We start from the raw sequence: 23,066 nt of genomic DNA on the forward strand, positions 1-23,066 counted from the left end.
ATCGGCATGGCGGTGCTCTTTTACGGCGGCACGGCGGCACGGCGGGACGGGTGAGGGCCGGGGCCGGGCGGCGTGCGCGAACAGTGCGCAGCACACCCCCGACCGCACCCTATGCCCCTTTGGCGGCTTTCACGCGCTTCCCGCCGCACGCATCCGGAATTCATAACGGTCCGGAAGGGGGTGTTCCGCGCGCGCCCGGGCCCGGACGTCGGGAGTCACGGGCCGAGCCCCCGCGACCAGGGCTTCGGCGACGGCGTACCAGGTGTCGCTGAGGGTTTCGTCGCCTTCCCGCAGGTCGGGAACGTCGAAGCCGCGGTCGAAGACGGCTCGGGCCGCGCGCGCGTCCCCCTGGGCGAGGGCCACCTGGGCCGTCAGCAGGGCGAGACGGCCGTCACCGCGGGCCGCCTCGGGCAGCCGGCCGAGAGCGGCCGCGGCCTCGTCGACGCGGCCGGCGGCGAGCAGCGCGGGGACCGCGGCGCGCACCAGGGCGGGGAGGAGAGGCCCGGTGCGGTCCGTGACGTCCACGGGGCCCGCACCGTCCGCGCCCTCCGCGCCCTCCGCGCCCTCCGCGCCCTCTGCACCGTCCACGCCGTCCACGCCGTCCACGCCGTCCACAGGCTCCTCGTCGGGTACGCACGCCAGCGCCTCGGCATAGCGTTGCGCCGCGCGCGCCGTTTCGCCGGCGGTCTCCTCCGCGACGGCGAGGCAGTAGAGCGGCCGGCAGTCCGCTCCGTGGGCCAGGGCCCGTTCCCAGCTACGGACGGCCTGGGCCCGGTCGCCCGCGTGCCACTGCGCGATGCCGAGGTGGTAGTCGGTGCCGGGTCCGGGCGGCGCGGACTCCAGCAGGTCGCGCCATGGCGCGGCGACCAGGGGCGCCGCGGGAATGCCGCCGCCGCGCGGGAAGTCGCCGGTGTGCAGCAGCGTCAGCCAGGGGCGCTGGTCGGGGCCGACGGTCGACTCGGCGAAGGGGGTGCCGGGCAGGTCATGGCCGGTGCGGGCCCGTTCCAGGGCTCCCCAGCCGGAGCCGGTGGCCAGTGTCTCCTTCGGCTCGGCGTCGGCGTACGGCCGCCAGGCGGCGAAGGCCGCGTCGACCTGCGCGCGCGGCAGTACCGCTTCGAGCCGGTCGCCGGTCGCGCGGCGGGCCGCGGCCCAGTCGGCGCCGTGCACCACGGCCGGGTCGGCGGCGAGCGGTCCGTACGCCTCCAGCCAGGCGCATTCCGCGCCGCCTTCGAGGCGTACGTGCTCCAGCTGGGTACGGGCCAGCCCCGCCTGGATCTCCGCATAGCCGCCGGTTCCGGGCTCGGTGAGCCACTGCTGCCAGCGCCGCCCGGCGCGTCCGGCGCCCCACAGGAACAGCTTGCGGCCGCGCAGCGTGTCGGTGGAGGTGTGGACGAGGCCGCGCCCAGTGCCGTCGAGCGAGGCGATCCAGCGGCGGTCGCCGTCCGGGATCTCGTAGAAGTAGTCGGCGGGGTGCTCGCTGCGCAGCGGGTATGTGCGGTCGGCGCCGTCCGACTCCGGTACGGGCACGCGGCGCAGCGTGCGCTCGTACCCGAAGTGCCAGGCGTCGTCCGCCGGGGCGAGGACGCGGGTGTGCTCGTCCTCCGGGACGGCGATGTTGGACCACCAGTAGGCGGGCACCGCGTTCAGATGCGGGTTGCGGACGCGGACGCCGACGAGGAGGAAGTCGGAGCCTTCCGGAAGCCAGAGGTCCACCTGGAAGGGAAGGTCGCGCAGCCGCTCCCACTCCCACAGGCGCAGCATCTCGCCGCCGCCGGGCGCCGGTACGGTCGCGGCGTGCACGGGGGCGCAGGACAGGGCGGTGTGTCCGGTGGCGCCGGTGTTCCACTCGATACCGCCGGAGACCCAGGCGCCGTTGAGGGCGAAGTTGGCGGGTTGCAGCACAGGGTTGCGGTAGAGCAGTTCGCGGTCGGTGGGCTTGTGGTGAAGGGAGTGCACACGGCCACCGAGACCCGGCAGGACGGTGGCGCGGAGCCGGTCGTTCTCGATGACGAGGGCGTCGAGGGTGGTCTCGGCGCGCGTACGGCCGTAACCGTCGTGGACGGCGACGGGCAGCAGCGAGTCCAGGGGGGCGTAGCGGAGCTGGCGGGCCATGTCGGGCGGCAGCTCCAGGTCCTCGGGCAGCTCGACGCGGTGGACGTCGCCCGGTGCGCGGACGGCGGGCAGCGGGCTGGCCGGGCCGACGGGCGCCGCGGGAAGGGTCAGGGTCGTGCGTCGTACGCCAGTGGCCACGGCTGCCTCGCAAGGTTGTACCGGGCCACCTCGGGTGCGGTGGCCGCCTGTTGACCATGGAACCCTGTCGGCGCGTGCCTGAAAAGGGCCTGTTGAGGCCATGTGTACCGGCACCCGCTGTCGTATGCCGGCCCAGCGGCGGCCAGGAACGGTCAGAAGCGACCGGAGGCGGCCGGAGGCAGTCAGGGCTGTGTGAGGACGCTTTCCAGGAGATCGGCGAGCAGGACCGCCCCGGTTCCTTCCGGGTCGAGGTCCGGGTCGTAGATGGTGAGGTCGAGCCCCGCGCAGCGCGGTGAGGCCGTCAACGGGGCGAGCAGTTCGCGCAGTTCCTCCGTGGACAGACCACCGGGGTCGGGGCTGTCGACGGCGGGCATCACCGACGGGTCGAGCACATCGGCGTCCAGGTGGATCCAGAAACCGTCCGGTGCCGTGTCCTGGAGGTCGCGCAGCGTCCTACGGGCGACGGCCTCCGGGCCCTGCCGCCGGATCTCGCCGGCCGTGCGGTGGGTGATGCCCAGCGAGGCCAGTTCGGCGCGGTCCTCGTCGTCGTCGCGGATGCCGAGGATGTGCAGGTCACTGTCGCGCACGTACGGCCCGAGGCCGTCGATGCCGGTGAGGTCGGCCTGTCCGCGGCCGGTGATCTGCGCGGTGCCCTCGCCGGCCGCCGCCCCGACGGGGCCGGTGCGGTCGGTGTTGCCCGGGTGGCGGAAGTCGCCGTGCCCGTCGAGGTAGGCGACGCCGTACCGGCCGGCGCGGCGCAGGCCCAGGACGGCACCGAGCAGGATGGAGCAGTCGCCGCCCAGCAGGACCGGGAACTCGCCCGCGCGCACGTGCGCTTCGACCCGGGCGGCGAGCCGGCGGGTGTAGTCCGCGATGGCGGCGGCGTTGAAGTCGCCCTCGCCTTCCCGCCAGCCGCCGAGGTCGTAACGGGGCGGCGTCACGACGCCGCCTTCCAGGGCGCCGAGCCGCCGTAGCAGCCCCTGTTCGCGCAGGGCACCCGCCAGCTTGTAGCAGCCGGGTACGGTGCCCGGCACCGGGGGTCGCAGCCCGAGGCTGGACGGGGCGTCGAGGAGGACGATGCGGCGCATCCGGCCATCCCACCGCACCGGCCCGCGGACTTCAACCGGGTTTCGGCGATGCGGGAACGGTGGCGGGCGGGTGCCGCGCAGCGGCGAGACGGATGCCGCGCAGCCGCCCGGCATGCCGTACCGTTGCAAGCGCATCGGTACGGCGAGGGCCGCCGCACCGGCGACGGAGACGAGGGAAGGCGATGGCGACGGAGCACACCTACCGGGTGATCGTGCGCGGCCGGTGGGACGGACTGACGGACGAGGCCAGGGACCGGCTGCTGGCCGAGGTGGACGACCACGGCCTGGCACAGCTGCGTTTCACGCCCGAGGGCTCGCTCGCCTACGACACGGCGCTGCGGTCGTTCACGTACCGGTACGTGATCGTCTCGGACGCGGCGGACGGCGAGGAGCTGGCGGCCGCCCTCGCCGAGGAGAAGGCGGAGGCGGCACTGACCGCGGCCGGATACGGCTACCGGGACCTGCGCTCGTCCGCCACCGACATGGACACCATGAAGGTCAACCGCAAGGGACGCTGAAGCGGGTGCCGGGCGGGCACAGGCGGGCGGACGCGGACGGCCTTCCGACGGCCGTTCACTTCGCCCGCAGCCTGTCTCAGTGCGCCGGCGCCTCGCCCCCGGCCGTCGGCGTCTCGCCCCCGGCCGCCGGCGGCTCGTTGAACCGCAGCTGGTTGCCGAACGGGTCGGTGACCGTCAGCGACAGCCCGATCTCGCCGTCCTCCTCCAGGCCGGGCTTCTGGAACGGGTAGTCCTTCGCCGCCAGTTCGGCGTGCAGCGCCCGTACGCCGCTCAGCTCGGCGTACACCACCGAGCCCGGCGTCCCGTCCCCGTGGTGCTCGGACAGGTGCAGGACCAAGCCGCCGCGGGACACCTGCGTGTAGAGCGGCAGATCCGGCGCGAAGCGGTGCTCCCAGTCGGCGGTGCAGCCCAGGTAGCCGAGGTAGAACGCGTGCGCCTTGGCCACGTCGAAGACGCGCAGCACCGGAACGGGGTGCCGGAAGGTGATCCGGCCGGTGGCCCCGGAGGTGATCTCGGACATCAGGTCCTTTCGAACATGTCACTGGTGATGGCCCAGCGTTCGTGGTCCCGCCAGGCGCCGTCGATGAACAGGAAGTCGGGCGAGTAACCTTCCAGCCGGCAGCCCGCGCGCTTGACCAGGGCGATCGAGCGTTCGTTGGCCGGCTGGATGTTGATCTCCAGGCGGTGCAGCCCCAGCTCGCCGAAGGCGTGTCCCATGGCGAGCCGCAGCCCCTCGCTCATCAGCCCCCGTCCGGCGGCGTGCGCGAACGCGCCGTACCCCACCGCCCCGCAGCGGAACGCGGCGTGCACGATGTTGTTGACGGTCAGGAAGCCGGCGATCCGGCCGCTCTCCAGCTCACAGATCAGGAACCCTTCGCGCGAGGGCTCCTGGAGCTTGGCGAAGTAGCTGTCGTAGGCCGCGTCGGTGGTCGGCGAGGAGAGCCACGGCCGCTGCAGCCGTACGCTCTCCCGGGCCCGCGCCGTGAACTCCGCACGGTCCGCCGCCGTGAAGTGCCGGAGCCCGACCCGCGGGCCGGTGGCGAGGTAGCGATCGTCAGCCATCGTCCGATCGTACGAAGTGGCGGGCCCGGCCGCCAGGTATATCGATCGTACGAGCGAGTGGTCGCCTCGGCGGCCCGGCGGAAGCCAGGGTTCCCGCGGTCGGTGTCCGGGCCGCTCCGGTCAGGACCGGTCAGTGAGTGACAGCCGCCGCACGGATCGCGCAGGCCGCCGCGTACCCCTCCGGGACCGCCACGTCCGCCATCTCCCACCCCGGCACGGTGACCGGCTCCGGCCCGGCGCCGACCAGTGTGGTGGTCATCAGATCGCCCGCCAGACCGCTGCCCGTGCCCTTGAGATACGCCTCCTTACGGGTCCAGCAGCGGGCGAACGCGGCCGGCCGCCCGTCCTCGGGCAGGGCGTCCAGCGTCGCGCGCTCCCGCGGGTGCAGCATGCCCGACACCTCCGCCACGGTCCGGGGCGAGGCCGGCTTCTCGATGTCCACGCCGACGGGCGTACGGGCGAAGCCGATCAGCGCCATGTCGCCGGTGTGGGAGAGCGAGAAGTGCAGCGGCGTCCCGGGTTCCGCCAGCGCCGGCCGGCCGTGCGGCTCGTCGCAGCAGGGGCAGGCCTCGCGTACGAACCGTATGCCGGCCGGGTCGCGGTCCAGGTACGCGCCGAGCAGGCGGCGCAGCGCGTTGTGCGAGGTGGCGTAGGTGTCGCGGTCGCCGGGCCGGACGAACGCGGCGGTCCGCTTGCGCTCGGCCGCGTCCAGCACCGCGATGTCGTGCAGCCCGGCCTCGGGCACGCTGCGGACCAGCCACAGCGACACCTCCCGGGCGCCGTCCGCCGGCAGCGGATCCGGCAGCGCGGACGCGTCGTACACCTCGGGGGTCAGGGCAGGCCGCACGGCGCCGCTCTCCTCGCTCGGGGCCCAGGTATCGCCCGTGGTCATCGGTCGCACTCCCTCGTCGTCGTCCTGCGCGGTCGCCCGGAGTCGTCCGGGCCGTCCGTCCGTCGGCGGCCCGTGCGGGCGGCCCGGCGCGGTGCGGGTGCCGGGAGCCGTTACGGCCGTGTCCGGTGACCGTACCCGGCGCGCGGGGCGCGTGCCTCCGACTCCCGCTCCCCCGCGCTCGGTGCGGCCAGCGCCAGCCTGCGGTGCGTACGGCGGAGCATCGCCCGGGCGAGGACGGGGTGTACGCGCCGGACGACCGCGAAGTAGAGCCGCCCGCCGGCGTGGTGGGTGCGCACGACCGTACTGAGCGTCACCCGGCCACCGTGGCCCGCGGTCCGCCCGTCCGCCCCCGCGGCCGGACTCTCGACCAGGAGCGACGCCCGGAAGTCCAGGTGCCGGGCGTCCTTGCCCAGCAGGATCTCCCCGCCGTCCTCGGTCGTGGCGCGACCCTTCTCGGGGAACGCGCCGCGCAGCACGCCCTTCCAGGCCGCCGGGTCGCGCGGCATGCCGGGCGGCAGCGGCAGTTGCCAGGCGTCCTGGAAGTCCGTACGCGCGAAGGCGGTACGGGCCAGCCGGGCGGCGGGCGGAACGGGTACGGCGACGGGGCGCTCCCACAGGAGCCGGTTCAGCAGCAGCACCCACCGCGAGCGGCGGACCGGGGTGCGGACCGTGCCGGTGGCGGCGCGTTCGACGTTGTCGAGCACCTCCTCGACGACGGTGGCGTGCAGCCGGCGGATCGCGAGCGGCCATGCCACCCGGCGCGCGCCCCTGAGCCGGTCCTCCAGGACGTGGGTCACCCGGCAGCTGCCGGTGCCGAGCGGGGACACCTCGATGGCGTGGTGGCCGCCCCCGGGGAAGTCGAACCGGACGTGGCGGCCGGGCTCGTGGGCGGTGACGCGGTAGCGCACGAAGCCGTGGCCGCCGGTCGCGCCGACGCCCAGCGGGCGGTCGAAGCGCATGGCGGGCCAGACGGGCACCGGGAAGAGCGGGTCGTCGTCGCCGGCCAGCCGGTCGAGCAGGGCTCCGACCGTGGCGGCGGGGGCCTGGACGGTGCGGGTGTGGACATCGCGGACCGTGCGCATCGGGCACCTCCATACGGTGGCGTATGTTTGACCGTACGGTAGCGTATGGTCATGGCGCGACGGAGCACGGACGATCCTCAAGTCCCCCACGGCAGCCCCTCGGACGGGCCCCGCCACCGCGGGAAGACCGGCGGCGGCACCGGCGGCGGCCGACGCCGCCTGACCGCCGAGGACTGGGCCGCGGCCGCCCTCGCGGCCATCGGCGAAGGCGGCCTGGCGGCGGTGGCCGTCGAGCCGATCGCCACCCGCCTCGGCACCACGAAGGGCAGCTTCTACTGGCACTTCGCCAACCGGGACGCGCTGGTCGACGCCGCGCTGGAGCGCTGGGAGCAGCTGCACACCGAGGCCGTCATCCGCACGGTCGAGGCCGAACCCGACCCGGAGCGGCGGCTGCGCGGCCTGTTCGCGCACGCGTCCGCCGCGTCGGCCGCGGACCCGCTGGAGGTCTCCCTCCTGGCGACGGCGGCGGAGCCGCGCGTCGCGGCGGCGCTGCGCCGGGTGACGGACCGCCGGGTCGGCTATGTCGCCGGCCTGTTCGCCGCGCTGGGCTTCCCGGCGGCCGAGGCGCGCCGCCGGGGCCTGCTCGCGTACACGGCGTATCTCGGCCACACCCAGCTGGGGCACGCCGTCCCGGAGAGCCTGCCCGGCGGGACGGACCGCGACCGTTACCTGGACTCGGTGATCGACACGCTGCTCTGCCGGGGGTGACCGGGAGGGACCGGGCGTAGCTGGATCCACCGGACAGCGACCTGGGGCGGCTGAAGGCAACCGACAGCGACCGAGCGCAGCCGAAAGCGACCGCACGCGACCGAAAGCGATCGATGGCGGCCGACAACGGCCGCTGACGACCGGAACGGCCCGCCACCACCCGACACCTCACCGCGCGGCCGGAATTGGCCGGTCTACGCATGGACGTATTACGTGCATAGGGCATGGAGTGGAAGGCGGTCCGGACCGGACCCTCTCCACCCCGGCTCCGCCCCACCGCCGCCCCGTCTCCGCCCGTCCGCTCCCCGCCCTTATCTCCCCCCGACCCGCCGTCCGCCAGCCTTGTCACAGGAGCCCATCGACCCCGTCGCCCACCCAGCCTTCCGCCAGGAGGTCCCATGACCGAGGCTCTGCCCTTCCCGCAGGACCGCACCTGCCCCTACCAGCCGCCCGACGGGTACCAGCCGTTGCGCGACGCCCGGCCGCTGTCCCGTGTGACGCTCTACAACGGCCGCACCGCCTGGGTGGTGACCGGCCACGCCGAGACCCGGGCGCTGCTCACCGACCCGCGCCTGTCCGCCGACCGGCAGAATCCGGCGTTCCCCTCCCCCGCGCCGCGCTTCGAGTCGCTGCGCGCCGTGCGGACCCCGCTGCTGGGGGTGGACGACCCCGAACACAACACGCAGCGCCGGATGCTGATACCGAGCTTCAGCGTCAAGCGCGTCGCCGCGCTGCGCCCCCGTATCCAGGAGATCGTCGACCGGCTGCTGGACGCCATGGAGGAGCAGGGCCCTCCGGCGGAGCTGGTGTCCGCCTTCGCGCTGCCCGTGCCGTCCATGGTGATCTGCTCGCTGCTGGGTGTCCCGTACGCCGACCACGAACTCTTCGAGGAGCTGTCCCGCACCCTCCTGCAGAGCGTCGATCCGCGGGAGGTCACCGAGGCCCGTGACCGGCTGGAGGACTACTTCACCGGCCTGGTGGCCCACAAGCGCGAACAGCCGGGCGACGGCCTGCTGGACGAGCTGATCGCCGAGCGCCTGGAGACCGGCGAGGTGGGCCACCGCGAACTGGTGCGGATGGCCTTGCTGCTGCTGGTGGCCGGCCACGAGACCACCTCCAACATGCTCTCCCTGGGCACCTTCACCCTGCTGGAACACCCGGAGCAGTACGCCGCGCTGCGCGCCGACCCGTCGCTCCTCCCGGACGCGGTGGAGGAGTTGCTGCGGTTCCTGTCGATCGCCGACGGGATGGTGCGGGTGGCGACCGAGGACATCGAGGTCGGCGGCGAGACGATCCGGGCGGACGACGGCGTCATCTTCTCCACCTCGGTCGTCAACCGGGACGACGCCGCCTACGACGCGCCGGACACCCTGGACTGGCAGCGCTCCGCCCGCCACCACGTGGCCTTCGGTTTCGGCGTCCACCAGTGCCTGGGCCAGAACCTGGCCCGCGCGGAGATGGAGATCGCCTTCGGGGCGCTCTTCGCCCGCTTCCCCGGCCTGCGGCTGGCGGTGCCCGCCGCCGAGGTCCCCCACAAGCCCGGCCACACCCTCCAGGGTCTGGTCGAACTGCCCGTCACCTGGTGAGCGGGCGGCCGGCCGCGCCCGGTGTGCCCGCCGACGAACGGAAGAGAGCCGTCATGAAGATCGACATCGATACGTCCGTGTGCATCGGTTCCGGCCAGTGCGTGCTGACCGCGCCGGGCGTGTTCACACAGGACGACGAGGGGTTCAGCGCCCTGCTGCCGGGCCGCGAGGACGGCGCGGGCGACCCGCTGGTACGGGAGGCCGCCCGCGCCTGCCCGGTCCAGGCCATCACGGTCACCGAGTCTCCATGACCACCGGCAGTTCGAGCGTGCCGGTCCGCTCGCGGGAGCTGCGTACGGTCACCGGCTTGCCGCCGCGGTTGCCGAAGTACGCGTTGTCGCTGGCGGCCACCACGAAGCGCAGCCGGTGCCCCGGCTCGAAGCGGTGCACGATCGCGGGCAGGTCGACGGTGAACTCCCTGGTCACGTCCGGCACCCGAACCGGCGCCACCAGGCGGTGGACCAGCGTCTTGCCGCCGTTCGGCGCCACGTCGTAGAGCTTGGCGAACAGGACCAGCCGGTCGGCCGCGTCGCCGGAGTGCTGCCCCCGCTCGGCCTCGGGCGAACGGACCCGGAGGGTGGCCCGCGGCGCGCCGACCACGTCCACGGGCCGCCCCCGTACCGGGTCGGACGTCCAGTCCAGGTAGGTGCCCCGGGTGTCGTACGGCTTGGGGTTGGGCAGCCTCAGGAGTTCGGCCAGCGAACTCTCCGAATGGCTGGACGAGACCCGCCAGTTGCGGTACGAGCGGCTGCCGGGCACCACGTCGGCGCGGCTGCCCACCAGCTTGCCGTCGCCGGAGAGGTACAGCCGGTGCGGGACGCCCCCGGGGAAGACCTCCGAGGTGCCGTACACCGGGCCGTGGCGCACCCAGTCCCGGTAGTACGCGAAGGCCGGGCCGGTGTCCGTCTCCCACCTCCGGTGCAGGTAACGGCCGAACCAGGCGAGGACGCGCCGCCCGACGTAACTGCTCTCGAAATTCCCCTTGGCGAGGTCGAGTTCGCCCTCCGCCGGGTCGGTCATGCCGCCGCTGTGGCCCCAGGCCTGCCAGATCATCTTCGTCTCGGTGCCCTGCGCCCGGAGGGCTTCGTACGTCGCGGCCGCCTCGTTGAGGTTGAAGAGGGTGTCCGCCTGCCCCTGGACGAGCAGGGTGGGGGCCCGGACCGCGCCGAGGTAGGAGGCCGGGGAGAGGCTGCGCAGGTAGCCGAGCACGGCGTCCGTGCGGGCCGCCGGGTAACGCCCCGAGTTCAGCAGTTTCTTGGCCTCGCACGCCCGCGCCACGAAGTGCACGCATCCGGCGCCGCCCCGCCCCGACTTGTCGAGACGCGGGTGGAGCAGCCCCTGCGCCTCGCCGATGAGGTAGAAGCCGTTGGTCCACTGGTGCTTGTACACGCCGGGCCACGGCCCGGACGTGCCGACGGTGCGGTCCGCGCCGTTGGGGGCCATGGAGTAGGCCAGGTCGTGCCAGGTGATCAGCGGGACCAGCGCGTCCACCCGCCGGTCCACCGAGGCGGTGGCCAGTTGGATGGCGCCGCCGTACGAGCCGCCGAACATCCCCACCCGCGGGTCCCCGGGGCCGTCCACGGTGACGAAGTCGACCCGGGTCCCGTCCTTGGCCGGCCGGGTGCCGGCCAGGAAGTCGAGAATCCGGCTCGCCGCCCGCCCGTCGACCTGCGGGTCGTCGAGGGAGATCGGACAGCCGGTCCGGCCGAAGCCGAGGCCCGAATAGGCCAGGGCCGCGTAGCCGCGGGAGGCGAAGGCGCGCGCGATGGCGTCCGTGGAGCCGTCCGACTTGCTGCCGCCGAAGCCGTTGGTGGTCAGGACGGCCGGGGCCGGGTGCGCGGCGTCCACGCCCTCGGGGCGGTAGAGGTCGGCGTCCAGGACGCAGTCGCGGCCGCCGGCCCGCACGGTCAGCTTCACGGTCTTGACGGTGTACGGAGGCTTCCCCTTGCGGGCCGCCGCGGCCGGCCCGGCGGCGGTGAGCGGTCCGATGAGGGCGGCGCACGCCGCGAGGCACACGGTGACGGTGACGGGCAGGCGGACGGAGCGGGTGCGCGACGCGCGCCGGACGGGTCGGGACTCGGCACCGGACAGGGCTCGGGACACGCTGGGCACGCAGACCTCCACAACGGCATGCCGTACCAAGCGGTCGGTACCGGCCGGCTCATGGTGTGACACGGGTAACAAACGTGTCAACGCTCGCAAAGGGGATTGTCCACCGACCCGGCCAGGACCATCCGGACGGCTCCGCCCGTACCACTCGTTGGGCTGCACGAACAGCGGAGCGCCGCCCCGCCGGACCACCCGTACGAGACCGGAGCGAGCACACCTGACGTGTGCGGCGGTCACCCGTCGGGGTGGCGGCCGGCGGCGCACACCGGACGGTCAGGAAACCGGAGCCACCGTCTTCTTGGCCAGTTCGTACGCCGGGAGCATCTCCTTGTGCTCGGTGTTGTCGAACCCGCCGAGATGGACGACGGTCGCGCCCTTCGGCGTCACCACCGCGAACGCCCGTTCCTGCTGGGGCTCGTCCCGGATCGGGCTCTTCGACGTATAGGAGACCTCGGCGGCGGGCAGGCCGCCGACCTTGATGTCGCTGATCTCCTTCTTGTCGACGCCCTTCTCCTCGGCCGTGAAGGCCTCCAGGACCTGGCGCGGCGACTTCTTTGTGCCGTCCGCGGTCCACACGCGGATGAACCCGATGTTGCCCGCCGGCTTGGCGTCGATCTCGCACGCGCCCCTGACCGACGTGCGGCCCATCAGCTGGGCGAGCAGTTCCCCGTCGTCGGCCGAGAGCCCCTTGGGCTTCCACGCCTTCGCCACGTCGAACGACACCGGCAGTTCACAGGCCGTCCCGGCGGCCCCGATCCGGGTGCCCTTCTTCCACGCGTCGGCCTTGTCGGCCTTCGCCTTCTCGTCACCCTTCGCTGCGTTCGCCGGAGCCGAGGCCGCCACCGAGGGCGAGGCCCCCTTGGCGGCGTCGCCGCCCTTGTCGGCGGTGGACGAGCAACCGGCGAGCACACCGATCGCCAGCACGACGGACACCGCGCCCCATTTGTCCTTACGCATACAGGCTTCCCCCCATAAATAGGACTACAGCGCGGTAACTTAACCCGACGACCGTGAAGTGCCCAAACCGTTATGCAAACGGAGGAGAGTCCCGAGAAATAGCGGGTATCACGCACCGGCCCCCCGAGCCCAGCCCTTTTCCCGTGCCTGCCAGGGGACCCGCTCCCGACGGCTCGGCCCTGAATGCGGCACCAGCCGCTCCGGATGCGCGCCTCCGGGCCCGGTCTCATCCGGAAGGGCCGGCGCCGGGTACTCCGGCACCGGGGCGCTCCATCAGCAGGCCTGCCCCAAGGCCGCCGGCCCTGACCACACCGCATGGGCGAAGCGCCACCGACACCGCCCGCTCCGCATGCTCCGCCCCCTGGCCCGGCCCCGCGCGGTCCGCGAACGAGCACCGCGTACCGCGCGCCGCGTCAGCCGTGTGCCGTATGCGGATCCGTCCTTGAGCGCGCTCGGAGCCTGACGCAGGCGGCTCTGTCGGCCGCGTGCAGCCGTGCGCCGCTACTTGGTCAGCTCCAGTACGGCGATGCCCGGGACGCTGACGCCGAAAGTCTGGGCGTACAGGGACAGTTCCGCTTCGACGGCACGGACGATGGTCTCCGCGCGGCGGAAGCCGTGGCCCTCGCCCTCGAACGCCAGATAGGCGTGGGCGACGCCGTGCCGGCTGACCTCGGCGAGGAAGGGTTCGCACTGGTCGGGCGGGCAGACGGCGTCGTCGAGGCCCTGGAGGAGCAGGAAGGGGGCGGTGATCCGGTCCGCGTGCCGCAGCGGGGAGCGCTCGCGGTAGCGGTCGGGCACCTCGTCGTACGGGCCGATCAGGCCGGTCAGGTACTGCGACTCGAAGTCGTGGGTGCCGTCCTGGGTCCAGCCCGCCAGGTCGAGGACCGGGTAGCTGATCGTGCCGCAGGCGTACAGACCGGTCGTCACCAGCGAGGCCGCGGTGGTCCAGCCGCCCGCGCTGCCGCCGCGGATCGCCAGCCGGTGCCGGTCGGCGGTGCCCTCGTCGGCCAGCGCCTCGGCGACGGCCGCGCAGTCCTCGACGTCCACCACGCCCCACTGCTCGCGCAGCCGCTCGCGGTAGGCGCGTCCGTAGCCGGTGGAGCCGCCGTAGTCGACCTCGGCGACCCCGAAGCCGCGGGAGGTGAAGTAGGCGATCGTCAGGTTCAGCACGAGCGGGGTGCGGCTGGTGGGGCCGCCGTGCGCCCAGACGACGTAGGGCGGCAGTTCGCCGTCGGGGGCGCGGTGGCCGGGGCTGTGCGGCGGGTAGATGTGGGCGTGGATGTCGCGGCCGTCCGGGCCGGTGAAGGTGCGGATCTGCGGCTCGGGGTAGTACGCCGGGTCGACCGCGTCGGTGTGCCGGGCCGCGATCACCCGGGCCCGGCCGGTGCAGGTGTCCAGCTCCACGATCTCGGACGCGCTGCGCGGGCTGGCGGCGACGCCGACCACCCGGCTGCCGTGCACGGCCAGCGTGGGCGCCCACTCCGTCCACGGCCCGGCCGCGTCCACCAGTTCGCCGCCGACCGGGTCGAGGATGCCGAGCGCCATGGCGCCGCGGCCGTGCAGCACCGCGATCGTGCCGCCGTCCAGCGGCAGGAACCAGCGCGCGCCGAGCTGCCACAGCGGGCCGCCGAACTCCTCCTGGCGGGGCCTGCACAGGCGCCTGCCGGGGGCCCCGGCGGCGTCCGGGTCGGCGCGGCGCAGTTCCCACCAGCCGTCCGCGTCGGAGACGTACAGCAGGGTGCCGTCCGAGTCCCACTCGATCTGCGGTACGGACTCCTCTGGGCCGCCGGCGAACGGCCGTACGCCGGTGAAGGCACCGTCGTCGGTGATGTCGGCGAGCAGCACGGTGGTGCCGTCCCACGGCATCCGCGGGTGGTCCCAGGCGATCCAGGCGGCCCGCCGCCCGTCCGGCGAGATCCGCGGGCCGGTGACGAAACGGTTCCGGTCGTCGCTCAGTTCCCGTACGGCCGCGCGGTCGCCGGCCGCCGAGCCGTCCAGCGGCACCGCGGCGATCACCCGGCGCACCTCGGTCGGCCGGGGGCCGGTGAACTCCTCCAGGACGCACCACACCTCGCCCCGGTCCAGCCGCAGCACCGGGTCGGCCCAGCGCAGCCCGCCGCCGACGGCGGAGACCGGGGTGAGCGGGCGGGGCGCGGCGTCGCCGTCCGGTGCATGGGCGTACAACCGCTGGTCGGCGAAGTGGCAGAACACCAGGACCGCGCGGCCGTCCGCGTCCACCGCGCCGGCCCAGGGCTGGCCGCCGTACTCCATGACCCGGCTGCGGACGTTCCAGGGCGTCGGCAGCGGCGTCTGTTCCGTGCCGTCGGGCCGTCTGCGGACCAGCGCGCGCCGGCCGCCCTCCGCGGGGCGGGCCTCGGTCCACCACACCTCGTCCCCCACCACACCGACGTACTCGGGCCGGCCGTCGTGCTCGGCGACCAGCCGGGCGTCGATCGGGGACGGCCAGGCTCCGTAGGGGGCCGTGGTCACCATGGTGGCGTTCCTCCTCAGGCGTTGGAGCCGCCAAGCCTGTCGTACACGGGCCCGGGCATCAACCCGTACGGTTTTCGTACGGAGGTCCTGTCCTGGCCGGGAACGACCGGTCCGGGCGGGAACGGGCGGGCTGCCCCCGGCGGTCGCGGGCCCGGCGGCTCCAACGTTCCTTCAGCCGCTCATCCGCTCATCCGGGCTGCGGCCGCCCCGTCGACGCCCGCAGGAAGTGGTCGAGGACCCGCACGCCGAAGTGCAACGCCTCCACCGGGACGCGCTCGTCGACCCCGTGGAACAGCGCCTGGTAGTCGAATCCTTCGGGCAGCTTGAGCGGCGAGAACCCGTATCCGGCGATGCCCAGCCGGGAGAACTGCTTGGCGTCCGTGCCGCCCGACATGCAGTACGGGACCACATGGCCGTCCGGGTCGAAGCGCTCGATCGCGTCCCGCATCGCCGCGTACGCGGGCGCGTCGACCGGCGCCTGGAGCGCCACCTCGCCGTGGTCGTACGCCCAGGACACCTCGGGCCCGGTCAGCCGGTCCATGGTGGTGCGGAACTCCGCCTCGCCGCCGGGCACCACCCGGCCGTCCACGTACGCGACGGCGTTGCCCGGGATGACGTTGACCTTGTAGCCGGCCTCCAGCATCGTCGGGTTGGCGCTGTTGCGGACCGTCGGCTCGACCAGCGCGGCCGACGGGCCGAGCTTGCTGAGCAGGGTGTCCACGTCGAAGTCCGGGGCGTCCGGACGGGCCTCGATGCCGTGCAGGGCGGCCAGTTCGGTGAGCGCCGCCCGCACGGTGTCGGTCAGGCGTACCGGCCAGCGGTGCTCGCCGATGCGGGCCACGGCCGCCGCGAGCCGGCTGACCGCGTTGGCGCGGTTGACCTTCGAGCCGTGCCCGGCCTTGCCCTCGGCGGTCAGTTTCAGCCAGGCCGTACCCCGCTCCCCCGCCGCGACCGGGTACAGCCGCATCCCGCCGCCCGCGTGGAAGGTGAACGCGCCGGACTCGCTGACCCCCTCCGTGCAGCCCTCGAACAGGCCCGGGTGGTGGTCGGCGAGGAAACCCGAGCCGTCGATGGCGCTGGCCTCCTCGTCGGCCGTGAAAGCCAGCACCAGGTCGCGCCGCGGCCGGACGCCGGCACGTGCCCACTGCCGGACGGCCGCGAGCACCATCGCGTCCATGTTCTTCATGTCCACCGCGCCCCGGCCCCACACGACGCCGTCCTCGATCTCGCCGGAGAACGGGTGCCTGCTCCAGTCGGCGGGCTCGGCGGGCACCACGTCCAGATGCCCGTGCACCAGCAAGGCCGCCGCGCCCGGGTCCGAACCCTCGACGCGCGCGACCACGTTCGTACGGCCCGGACTGCGCTCCAGCAGCACCGGCTCCAGACCGGCCTCGGCGAGCCGCTCCGCGACGTACTCGGCGGCCGGGCGCTCCCGGCAGTCGCCGCCGCCGCGGTTGGTGGTGTCGATACGGATCAGATCGGACGTGAACCGCACGACCTCGTCGAGGGCGCGCCCGTCCACCGCGTCGCCGGCGCGGTCCGCCGTGTCGTCGGCGCTGTCAGCCATATTGCTCCTCCACCGCCGACGACACGACGGTGGTGACCGTCTTGAAGCAGCGGATCGCTTCGTACATGTTCTCGCTGGTGTACGCGACGCGCCGCTCACCGGTGCGCTCGACTCCGGGGACGCAGGACGCCTGGCCCACCAGGTGCTCGGCGTCGAACTCGATCTCCACGGTGAACGGGCCGCCGCGCACCGGTTCGGTGCGCACCGCGAGGGCCGCCGCCTCGCGCGCGGCGGCTCTGATGTCCGCCGCCGTACGGGCCGGGGGCCGGCACACGGCCGCGTACCGCGAGACGTAGTCCTTGACCGCGACGGCCCGCGCCCCGGGCGCGTACCCGACGGCGTCCTCGCAGGTCCGGTCGTCGCCGGTCACCAGCACCACGGGCACACCGTATTCGGCCACCACCAGGGAGTTGAGGTACCCCTCGCTGGCGCGCGTGCCGTTCACCCACACGCCCGTCAGGGAGTTGGCGAGGTAGGTGTGGGCCAGCACGCCCTCGGTGCCGGCACCCGCGTGGTAGCCGACGAACGCGACGCCGTCCACGTCGCCGTGCTGGACGCCCTCGACCATGCTGAGCGCCTTGTGCTTTCCGGTGAGCAGCCGGGCCCGCTCGTCGAGCTGCTCCAGCAGCAGGTTGCGCATGGACCAGTGAGCCTCGTTGACCAGCACCTCGTCCGCGCCGCCGTCGAAGAACCCGGCGATCGCCGCGTTGACGTCACCGGTGAACACCGGCCGGAACCGCTGCCACTGGGCGTGGCCCGGCAGCACGTCGTCCGGCCAGGTCACTCCGGTGACGCCCTCCATGTCCGCGGAGATGAGGATTTTCACCATGCACCGTCCCGTCACAGCTAGCAGGCGGACCGCTCCGGCACCCGCCCGGCGGACCACGCCGTCAGGCGTGCCACCGGGCAGGCTTCCCACCATAACCAGGAGCGGCCGCCGCGCTCCCGGCCTCGGCCCAAGTGCGCCCGTACGGCGGGACCGGGCGGGGCCGGAAGCCGGGCCGGGGCCCCTTTGCTGTCATGTACGGACCCGGCGCCGGGTGCCGTGCGGACCCGGCGCCCGGACGCGGGCTCACCCCCGGGCGGCCTGGCTCTGCCGCCACTGCTCCATGGCTCCCCGGAGGGACTCGCTCACCAGGACGAGGAACGTGGCGCAGGACTCGAAGCGGGCCCCCGCCGGGGTTCCGGCCCCGAGAACCCCGGTCGCCCGCTGCGACGCGGCCAGCAGGGCGTCGTTCATCTCCAGCGCCGCCTGGATGGACCGGAGCCAGACGTCCTCGTCGACGACATAGCGTTCGCGGCGCGCGCCGGCGGCCCGGTCCCGTTCGAGCAGTCCCTGCTGTTCGAGGAAGGCGACGGCGTGCGAGACGGACGCCGGGCTGACCCGGAGCCGTTCGACCAGGTCGGCGGCGGTGAGGGCGCCCGAGTCGGTGACGCAGAGGCAGGCCAGCACCCTGGCCGCCATCCGGGGCAGCCCTTGCTGCGCCAGCAGATCGGTGAAGGATTCCGTGAACTCCTGGAGTGCCCGGGGGTCACGCCCGTGCCCGCTGTCCAGGACCGGCGGCGCCGGAGGCTGGGGCTGCTTGCGCCGGCGCGCGCGATGCCGCGTGGCCTCGTGCGCCCGGTCCGCCCGGTAGCCCTCGGGCCCCCCGTTACGGGTGACCTCCCGCATGACGGTCGAGGCGGGCCGCTCCAGACGCCGGCCGATCTCCGTGTATCCGAGTCCCTCGGCCAGTCCCGCGGCGATCCGCCGGCGGTCCTCCTCGGTGAGCCTGCCTCCGGGCACGGTACTCGTCCTCCCTCTGCCGTCCTGCGCGGTGCTCGGCGTCCGCGCACTCCGCCGCACAGTATGCGTTCGGATGCATCTCATTGCAATCCCCGCATCCACCCACCCGTGCATTCAACGTCATAGCCATTGCAACAGCGCGCCCCATGTCCCGTTTTTCACAGCACGTTTGGCGCATCGACTGCTTTGACGATTCACTGAACGCAATGTACTGTCGTCGTCGTTCAGGAATCTCTGAAAACTTTCGGCACTGCACCAGGGGGTTTGTGATGGCGAAGAGCACCAGCGGTTTCTCCGAAGCGGGGCTGCGCAGGATGCGCGACGTACTGGAAGGGCATGTCACGTCCGGGAAGATTCCCGGGCTGGTCGCCCTGGTCAGCCGGCACGGGGAGACGCACGTCGAAACGCTCGGCACCATGCGTCACGACGGCGGCGCGCCGATGCGCCGGGACACCGTCTTCCGGATGGCCTCGACGTCCAAGCCGGTCGGTATCGCGGCGGGGATGGTCCTGCTCGACGAGTGCAGGCTGCGGCTGAACGACCCGGTGGAGCCGTGGCTGCCCGAACTCGCCGGCCGCCAGGTGCTGAAGCGCGTCGACGGCCCCCTGGACGACACCGTGCCCGCGCGGCGGCAGATCACCGTGCGGGACGTGCTGACCTGCACGTTCGGGCTCGGGATGGACATGCTGTCGCTGCATCATCCGATCCAGGCCGCGCTGCAGGAGCTGGAGCTCACCGGTCAGCGGACACCGCTGCCCGACCCGGACGAATGGATGCGCCGCCTCGGCACGCTGCCGCTGATGTCCCAGCCCGGCGAGCGGTGGGGGTACCACATCGGCTCCGACCTGCTCGGCGTACTCGTCGCGCGGGTCACCGGCCAGTCGTACGAGACGTTCCTGCGGGAACGCGTCCTCGATCCGCTCGGGATGCGGGACACCGGCTTCCATGTGCCGGACGACAAGATCGACCGGCTGCCGCCCGGCTACGTGCCCGACCCGGAGACCGGAGACCTCATCATGTGGGACCAGGCCGCGGGCGGACGGTACAGCCGGCCCCCGGCGTTCGCCTCGGGCGGCGGCGGCCTGGTCTCGACCGCCGACGACTACCACGCGTTCTTCCGCATGCTGCTGAACGGCGGGACGCACGACGGCGAACGGATCCTGTCCCGGCCCGCGGTCCAACTGATGACCACCAACCGCCTCACCCCCGGGCAACAAGCGCTCCGTGAGGCCCAGGCCGCGAACTCCGAGGGCTCGTTCGGCATCGGACTGCAGGGCGGCTGGGGCCTCGGGATGGCAGTGCGCACCTACCGTGGTGACTACGCGCCCATAGGCCAGTTCGGCTGGGACGGCGGAGCCGGCACCTCGACGTACGCCGACCCGGACGGGCAGCTCACCGGCATCCTGCTCACCCATGTCGGGATGTCCACCGCGGATTCACCGCGGCTCATCCACGACTTCTGGACCATGCTGTACCAGGCGCTCGACGACTGATGCCGCGGCGGCCCGCGCCGGAGCCGCCCTCTGCTCGTCCGGGGCCGTCGTGCCCCGGCGAGCGCGGGTGGTGTTTTTCGGTGGTCAGTCCGCCGCCCCGGCCACCAGCCAGTTCGTCGGGATCTCGATGCGGGAGCCGTCCGCCCGGTACTCGGTCGTCGTCAGCGGGAGCCGGCCGGTGGCGATCACCCGCAGCCCGTAGGCGGCGAGCAGTCCGGGGACGACCGAGTCGGCCATCTCGCCGGGTGCGATGCCGTGCGCGAGGACCGCCCGCAGCTTGCCCGGTGGGCCGTCGGGGCCCTGCGCCAGCGAGGCGAAGACGTCCCTGGACGCCTCGGCCGGTTCGACGGCGAAGATCCGGCCGCGCCGGCCCAGCAGCGTCGCCACGTTCTGCACGATCCGGGGCCGGTCCTCGGAGGCGCACTGGTGCAGGACGCCGCGCAGGTACACGTTGACGTCGCCCAGTTCGCCGTGCAGCGCGCGGACCGCCGCCGGGTCGGCGGCGTCCAGACACCGGTATTCGGCCGTTGCCGACGGGTCGTCCGCACGGGCGCGGGCGACGGCCGCCTCCGAGAGGTCGACGCCGACCGCGCGCGGACAGTGCCCCGCCAGGAAGCGGGTCTGGGTGCCGTTGCCGCAGCCCAGATCGACGACCGGCAGCGCGGCGTCGAAGTGGTCGGCGAAGAGCGGCAGGTGGAGCTCGGCCGTCAGGGACGGGTCGGAGTCCCAGAAGACCTCGCCCGCACCGGCCGGGGCGTCCCGCCAGAAGCCTTCCCAGGCCCGCAGGTAGTGGCTCGAAGCGCTCATGGCCCCTTGCTACTGCGGCGCGCCGGACCTCCGCAAGTCTGTTGACCGTTCTTTCATGCGCCGTTGCGGACCGGCGTACGCCCGTCGCGCGGCCAGGTGCTTCCGTTACGTGACAGAGTCTGCTCGAACCACACCGTTTTTCCGGTCGCCGTCCGGCTCGTACCCCATTCCCGCGCGAGCCTGCTGACCACCCGCAGCCCGCGCCCGAACTCGTCGTCGTCCGCCGCGCTCAGCATCTGCGGCAGGGCGTGGTCGTCGTCCGACACCTCGCACAGCAAGGCGTCCGTCCGCACCAGCCGCAGCACCACGTACTGGGTGTGCGCATGCCGTACGGCGTTGGTGACGACCTCGCTGACCAGCAGCTCGGCGGTCTCCGAGGCCGCCTCCAGCCCCCACTGCGCCAGCCGGCGGCGGACCAGGCGGCGGGCGCGGCCCGCCTCGCGCGCGTCGATGGCCAGCCGCCACTCCGCGACGTCCTGCGGGGCGATGCCATTGAGCCGCGCCATCAGCAGCGCCACGTCGTCCTTGCGGCCGCCGCGGACGTTCAGCGCGCGGATGATGGCGTCACAGGCGTCGTCCATGGACGCGGCCGGGTGGGCGGCGGACTCGGCGAGCGCCGCCAGGCCCACGCCTATGTCCTCGCCCCGCACCTCGACCAGGCCGTCCGTGCACAGCACCAGCCGGTCGCCCGCCGCCACCGGGACCGTGACCGCCTCGAACGGCACCCCGCCGACGCCGATGGGCGCGCCCGTCGGCAGCTCCAGCAGCTCGCTGCGGCCGTCCACGGCCCGCACCAGGACCGGCGGGATGTGCCCGGCGTTGGCCATCACCAGCTGCTGGCCGATCGGGTCGTAGACCGCGTACAGGCAGGTGGCGAGGTAGTTGTCGCCGAGCCGCTGCGCGAGGTCGTCCAGGCTGCGCAGCAGCTGGGCCGGGTGCATGTCGATGGCGGCCATGGTCTGCACCGCCGTACGCAGCTGGCCCATCATCGCGGCGGAGTTCAGGCCGTGGCCCATCACGTCGCCCACCACGAAGGCGGTGCGCGACCCGGGCAGTTTGATGGTGTCGAACCAGTCACCGCCGACCCGGCCGAGGCGGGTGCCCGGGAGGTAGCGGGTGGCCGTGTCGCAGCCGGCCATCCGCGGCGCGATGTGCGGCAGCATGCTGTCCTGGAGTGTCTCGGCGACGTTCTCCTGGTAGGTGTACATCCGGGCGTTGTCCAGGACGAGGCCGGCGCGGGCGGCCAGTTCGGCGCCGGTGACCCGGTCCATGTCGTTGAACTCCATCCGCTCCGGATGGCGCAGCAGGATCATGAAGCCCAGGACCACGTTGCGCGCCTTGAGCGGGACCACCAGCAGCGAGCGCCGGTTGATCAGCGGGCTGATGTCGCGCTTCTCGAACTGGGCGGCGATCGCGTTGCCCAGCTCCTCGCTGATGCGCGGGATCAGCACCGGCTCGCCGGTGGTCATGCACTGGAAGAACGGCGTGTGCACGGGGAAGGGCATCGACTCGCCGACCGGGACGACGTCGTCCCACCGGCCCGGCTCGTCGTTGTGCTCCACCGCGACGCGGTGCCACAGGGTGGTGGCGTCCGGCGGGCCGTCCGGAAAGCCCTCGCCCGCGATGACCTGCTCGCGCAGGTACGTGCCGGCCACATCGGTGAAGCGCGGTACGACGGCCTCGCTGACCTCCTGGATGGTGTGCGCGAGGTCCAGGGACGAGCCGATCCGGCCACTGACCTCGTTCAGGAACTCCAACCGCTCGCGCACCGCGGCGTATTCGAGGTCGGTCTCCAGCTCCGCCGCGGCCTCGGCGGCGGTCTGCGCGTCCGGTGCGCCGCCCGCGTCCCGCAGCAGCCGGGCCCGGCGCTCCACCCGGCGCGGCACGCCCCAGTCCGGGGTGACCGGGAAGCGCTCCTGCTGGCTGACCTCCAGCACCGGATAGCCCAGTTCCAGCACCTGGGAGACGATCCGGGCGCTCTCCTGGGGGCTCATGCTCGGCAGGATCTGGGGCAGTTGGGCGGCCAGCACCTCGGAGCCCTCGAAGTCCGTGTGCAGCGCGAAGCCGGGGACGAAGCGCTCGTTCTCCGCGGCGTCGTCGGCCGCGGCTCCCGCGCCGCCGCGGCCGTGCAGCTGGTCGGCGTCGGCGGCCAGCACGAGCAGCCGCTCCGCGCCGGGGCCCACCAGCGGATACGCCCACCACAGGAGGTCGACCGTGCCCCGCTCCACGTCCGCCATACGGGCGCGCCCCGCGGTCGGGTAGCCGGTCCCGCCGCCCAACGACGCCCCCAGACCCGGCCCGTCGCACCGCCCGCCCGACGGCTCCTCGTCCCAGCTCCGGTCCGTCCACTCCTCGTCGCCGAGCGCGCCGGAGACCGGCATCAGATCGACGGCGGGTGTCCCCACCGCGTCCTCACGGGAGGGCCCGAAGAGCCTGCGGGCGCCCGTACTCCAGTGGGAGACCAGTCCGTCGGTGTCCACCACCACTACGGCGAGCGGGATCCGCCCGGGCACGGTGTCCCGTGGCGCCGGCACCTGAGGCGCCGCGCCCACCCTGTCGTCGCCGTGCGACGGGCCACGCTCCATGGGCGGTTGCTCCTTCGTACACCGATCTTGCACCACCGCTACCACGGTACGGCCGTGGGGTGACAGCGCGGGCCGCATTCACC

Annotated in this window: 19 protein-coding genes; 5 read left to right on the plus strand and 14 right to left on the minus strand. The window is 73.5% G+C overall.

Features of this window, described 5'->3' with window-relative positions; all coding sequences use genetic code 11:
* Positions 1-129 precede the first annotated feature (129 nt).
* Complete coding sequence (locus tag JXZ78_RS08950) at positions 130-2,250, minus strand: DUF5107 domain-containing protein (protein ID WP_238782771.1); 2,121 nt, start codon at positions 2,248-2,250, stop codon at positions 130-132.
* A gap of 182 nt (positions 2,251-2,432) precedes the next feature.
* The gene (locus JXZ78_RS08955; RefSeq protein WP_030020451.1) at positions 2,433-3,338 is read right to left on the minus strand and encodes an arginase family protein; all 906 of its coding nucleotides are present in this window, start codon (positions 3,336-3,338) and stop codon (positions 2,433-2,435) included.
* A 182-nt stretch (positions 3,339-3,520) separates the two neighbouring features.
* Between JXZ78_RS08955 and JXZ78_RS08960 the strand changes: the two genes are divergently transcribed.
* On the plus strand, positions 3,521-3,856 hold the full coding sequence (locus tag JXZ78_RS08960; protein ID WP_030020450.1) for a DUF6204 family protein: 336 nt from the start codon (positions 3,521-3,523) through the stop codon (positions 3,854-3,856).
* A gap of 76 nt (positions 3,857-3,932) precedes the next feature.
* Here the strand turns inward: JXZ78_RS08960 and JXZ78_RS08965 are convergent, their stop codons facing one another.
* The 4 genes from JXZ78_RS08965 to JXZ78_RS08980 form a co-directional block, all read right to left on the minus strand.
* Entirely contained in the window at positions 3,933-4,376 is a 444-nt protein-coding gene (locus JXZ78_RS08965; protein ID WP_050502517.1) for a glyoxalase superfamily protein, read from the minus strand.
* A complete protein-coding gene (locus JXZ78_RS08970) occupies positions 4,376-4,918 on the minus strand; it encodes a GNAT family N-acetyltransferase (protein ID WP_030020448.1) in 543 nt (180 codons plus the stop codon). Before JXZ78_RS08970 ends, JXZ78_RS08965 begins: the two co-directional genes overlap by 1 nt.
* Positions 4,919-5,048: 130 nt before the next feature.
* Positions 5,049-5,810 carry a 4'-phosphopantetheinyl transferase family protein gene (locus JXZ78_RS08975; RefSeq protein ID WP_030020447.1) on the minus strand — a complete coding sequence of 254 codons (762 nt, stop codon included), beginning with the start codon at positions 5,808-5,810 and terminating at the stop codon, positions 5,049-5,051.
* A 110-nt stretch (positions 5,811-5,920) separates the two neighbouring features.
* On the minus strand, positions 5,921-6,892 hold the full coding sequence (locus JXZ78_RS08980; RefSeq protein ID WP_030020446.1) for a DUF2867 domain-containing protein: 972 nt from the start codon (positions 6,890-6,892) through the stop codon (positions 5,921-5,923).
* Positions 6,893-6,943: 51 nt separating this feature from the next.
* Between JXZ78_RS08980 and JXZ78_RS08985 the strand changes: the two genes are divergently transcribed.
* From JXZ78_RS08985 to JXZ78_RS08995, 3 genes are all read left to right on the plus strand, one after another.
* Entirely contained in the window at positions 6,944-7,600 is a 657-nt protein-coding gene (locus JXZ78_RS08985; protein WP_106968800.1) for a TetR/AcrR family transcriptional regulator, read from the plus strand.
* Positions 7,601-7,998: 398 nt separating this feature from the next.
* A complete protein-coding gene (locus tag JXZ78_RS08990) occupies positions 7,999-9,186 on the plus strand; it encodes a cytochrome P450 (protein WP_030020444.1) in 1,188 nt (395 codons plus the stop codon).
* Positions 9,187-9,239: 53 nt separating this feature from the next.
* On the plus strand, positions 9,240-9,437 hold the full coding sequence (locus JXZ78_RS08995) for a ferredoxin (protein ID WP_030020443.1): 198 nt from the start codon (positions 9,240-9,242) through the stop codon (positions 9,435-9,437).
* On the opposite strand, the gene JXZ78_RS09000 is transcribed toward JXZ78_RS08995, so the two are convergent.
* The 6 genes from JXZ78_RS09000 to JXZ78_RS09025 form a co-directional block, all read right to left on the minus strand.
* Positions 9,421-11,298 carry a CocE/NonD family hydrolase gene (locus tag JXZ78_RS09000; RefSeq protein WP_078624299.1) on the minus strand — a complete coding sequence of 626 codons (1,878 nt, stop codon included), beginning with the start codon at positions 11,296-11,298 and terminating at the stop codon, positions 9,421-9,423. The two genes, JXZ78_RS08995 and JXZ78_RS09000, sit on opposite strands and share 17 nt — an antisense overlap.
* A gap of 270 nt (positions 11,299-11,568) precedes the next feature.
* Positions 11,569-12,252 (minus strand): lipoprotein, encoded by a 684-nt coding sequence (locus JXZ78_RS09005; RefSeq protein ID WP_030020441.1) that lies wholly within the window; start codon positions 12,250-12,252, stop codon positions 11,569-11,571.
* Between the two features lie 501 nt (positions 12,253-12,753).
* The gene (locus tag JXZ78_RS09010; RefSeq protein WP_238782772.1) at positions 12,754-14,745 is read right to left on the minus strand and encodes a S9 family peptidase; all 1,992 of its coding nucleotides are present in this window, start codon (positions 14,743-14,745) and stop codon (positions 12,754-12,756) included.
* A gap of 187 nt (positions 14,746-14,932) precedes the next feature.
* Positions 14,933-16,312: a M20/M25/M40 family metallo-hydrolase gene (locus tag JXZ78_RS09015; protein WP_030020438.1), complete on the minus strand. Its 1,380-nt coding sequence runs from the start codon at positions 16,310-16,312 to the stop codon at positions 14,933-14,935.
* Positions 16,305-17,138, minus strand: a complete 834-nt coding sequence (locus JXZ78_RS09020; protein ID WP_030020437.1) for a M55 family metallopeptidase — start codon at positions 17,136-17,138, stop codon at positions 16,305-16,307. Before JXZ78_RS09020 ends, JXZ78_RS09015 begins: the two co-directional genes overlap by 8 nt.
* 246 nt (positions 17,139-17,384) lie before the next feature.
* Entirely contained in the window at positions 17,385-18,098 is a 714-nt protein-coding gene (locus tag JXZ78_RS09025; protein WP_030020436.1) for a GbsR/MarR family transcriptional regulator, read from the minus strand.
* Positions 18,099-18,367: 269 nt separating this feature from the next.
* Here JXZ78_RS09025 and JXZ78_RS09030 point away from each other — a divergent pair, with 269 nt between their 5' ends.
* Positions 18,368-19,591, plus strand: a complete 1,224-nt coding sequence (locus tag JXZ78_RS09030) for a serine hydrolase domain-containing protein (protein WP_030020435.1) — start codon at positions 18,368-18,370, stop codon at positions 19,589-19,591.
* A gap of 84 nt (positions 19,592-19,675) precedes the next feature.
* Here JXZ78_RS09030 and JXZ78_RS09035 read toward each other — a convergent pair whose 3' ends face one another.
* Complete coding sequence (locus JXZ78_RS09035) at positions 19,676-20,398, minus strand: class I SAM-dependent methyltransferase (protein ID WP_030020434.1); 723 nt, start codon at positions 20,396-20,398, stop codon at positions 19,676-19,678.
* A 53-nt stretch (positions 20,399-20,451) separates the two neighbouring features.
* A complete protein-coding gene (locus JXZ78_RS09040; RefSeq protein WP_033037934.1) occupies positions 20,452-22,983 on the minus strand; it encodes a SpoIIE family protein phosphatase in 2,532 nt (843 codons plus the stop codon).
* Positions 22,984-23,066: the final 83 nt, after the last annotated feature.

Origin of the sequence: Streptomyces monomycini (genome assembly GCF_022271435.1) — a bacterium.
Lineage (GTDB): Bacteria > Actinomycetota > Actinomycetes > Streptomycetales > Streptomycetaceae > Streptomyces > Streptomyces monomycini.

Excerpts from the sequence above, each read along its gene's own strand:
- JXZ78_RS08975 (WP_030020447.1), bottom strand. The coding sequence starts at position 5,810 with ATGACCACGGGCGATACCTGGGCCCCGAGCGAGGAGAGCGGCGCCGTG.
- JXZ78_RS09005 (WP_030020441.1), bottom strand. The coding sequence starts at position 12,252 with ATGCGTAAGGACAAATGGGGCGCGGTGTCCGTCGTGCTGGCGATCGGT.
- JXZ78_RS09035 (WP_030020434.1), bottom strand. The coding sequence starts at position 20,398 with ATGAGCGCTTCGAGCCACTACCTGCGGGCCTGGGAAGGCTTCTGGCGG.
- JXZ78_RS09040 (WP_033037934.1), bottom strand. The coding sequence starts at position 22,983 with ATGGAGCGTGGCCCGTCGCACGGCGACGACAGGGTGGGCGCGGCGCCT.
- JXZ78_RS08990 (WP_030020444.1), top strand. The coding sequence starts at position 7,999 with ATGACCGAGGCTCTGCCCTTCCCGCAGGACCGCACCTGCCCCTACCAG.
- JXZ78_RS08985 (WP_106968800.1), top strand. The coding sequence starts at position 6,944 with ATGGCGCGACGGAGCACGGACGATCCTCAAGTCCCCCACGGCAGCCCC.
- JXZ78_RS09010 (WP_238782772.1), bottom strand. The coding sequence starts at position 14,745 with ATGGTGACCACGGCCCCCTACGGAGCCTGGCCGTCCCCGATCGACGCC.
- JXZ78_RS08965 (WP_050502517.1), bottom strand. The coding sequence starts at position 4,376 with ATGTCCGAGATCACCTCCGGGGCCACCGGCCGGATCACCTTCCGGCAC.
- JXZ78_RS08970 (WP_030020448.1), bottom strand. The coding sequence starts at position 4,918 with ATGGCTGACGATCGCTACCTCGCCACCGGCCCGCGGGTCGGGCTCCGG.
- JXZ78_RS08995 (WP_030020443.1), top strand. The coding sequence starts at position 9,240 with ATGAAGATCGACATCGATACGTCCGTGTGCATCGGTTCCGGCCAGTGC.
- JXZ78_RS08955 (WP_030020451.1), bottom strand. The coding sequence starts at position 3,338 with ATGCGCCGCATCGTCCTCCTCGACGCCCCGTCCAGCCTCGGGCTGCGA.
- JXZ78_RS09030 (WP_030020435.1), top strand. The coding sequence starts at position 18,368 with ATGGCGAAGAGCACCAGCGGTTTCTCCGAAGCGGGGCTGCGCAGGATG.
- JXZ78_RS08980 (WP_030020446.1), bottom strand. The coding sequence starts at position 6,892 with ATGCGCACGGTCCGCGATGTCCACACCCGCACCGTCCAGGCCCCCGCC.
- JXZ78_RS09015 (WP_030020438.1), bottom strand. The coding sequence starts at position 16,312 with ATGGCTGACAGCGCCGACGACACGGCGGACCGCGCCGGCGACGCGGTG.
- JXZ78_RS08960 (WP_030020450.1), top strand. The coding sequence starts at position 3,521 with ATGGCGACGGAGCACACCTACCGGGTGATCGTGCGCGGCCGGTGGGAC.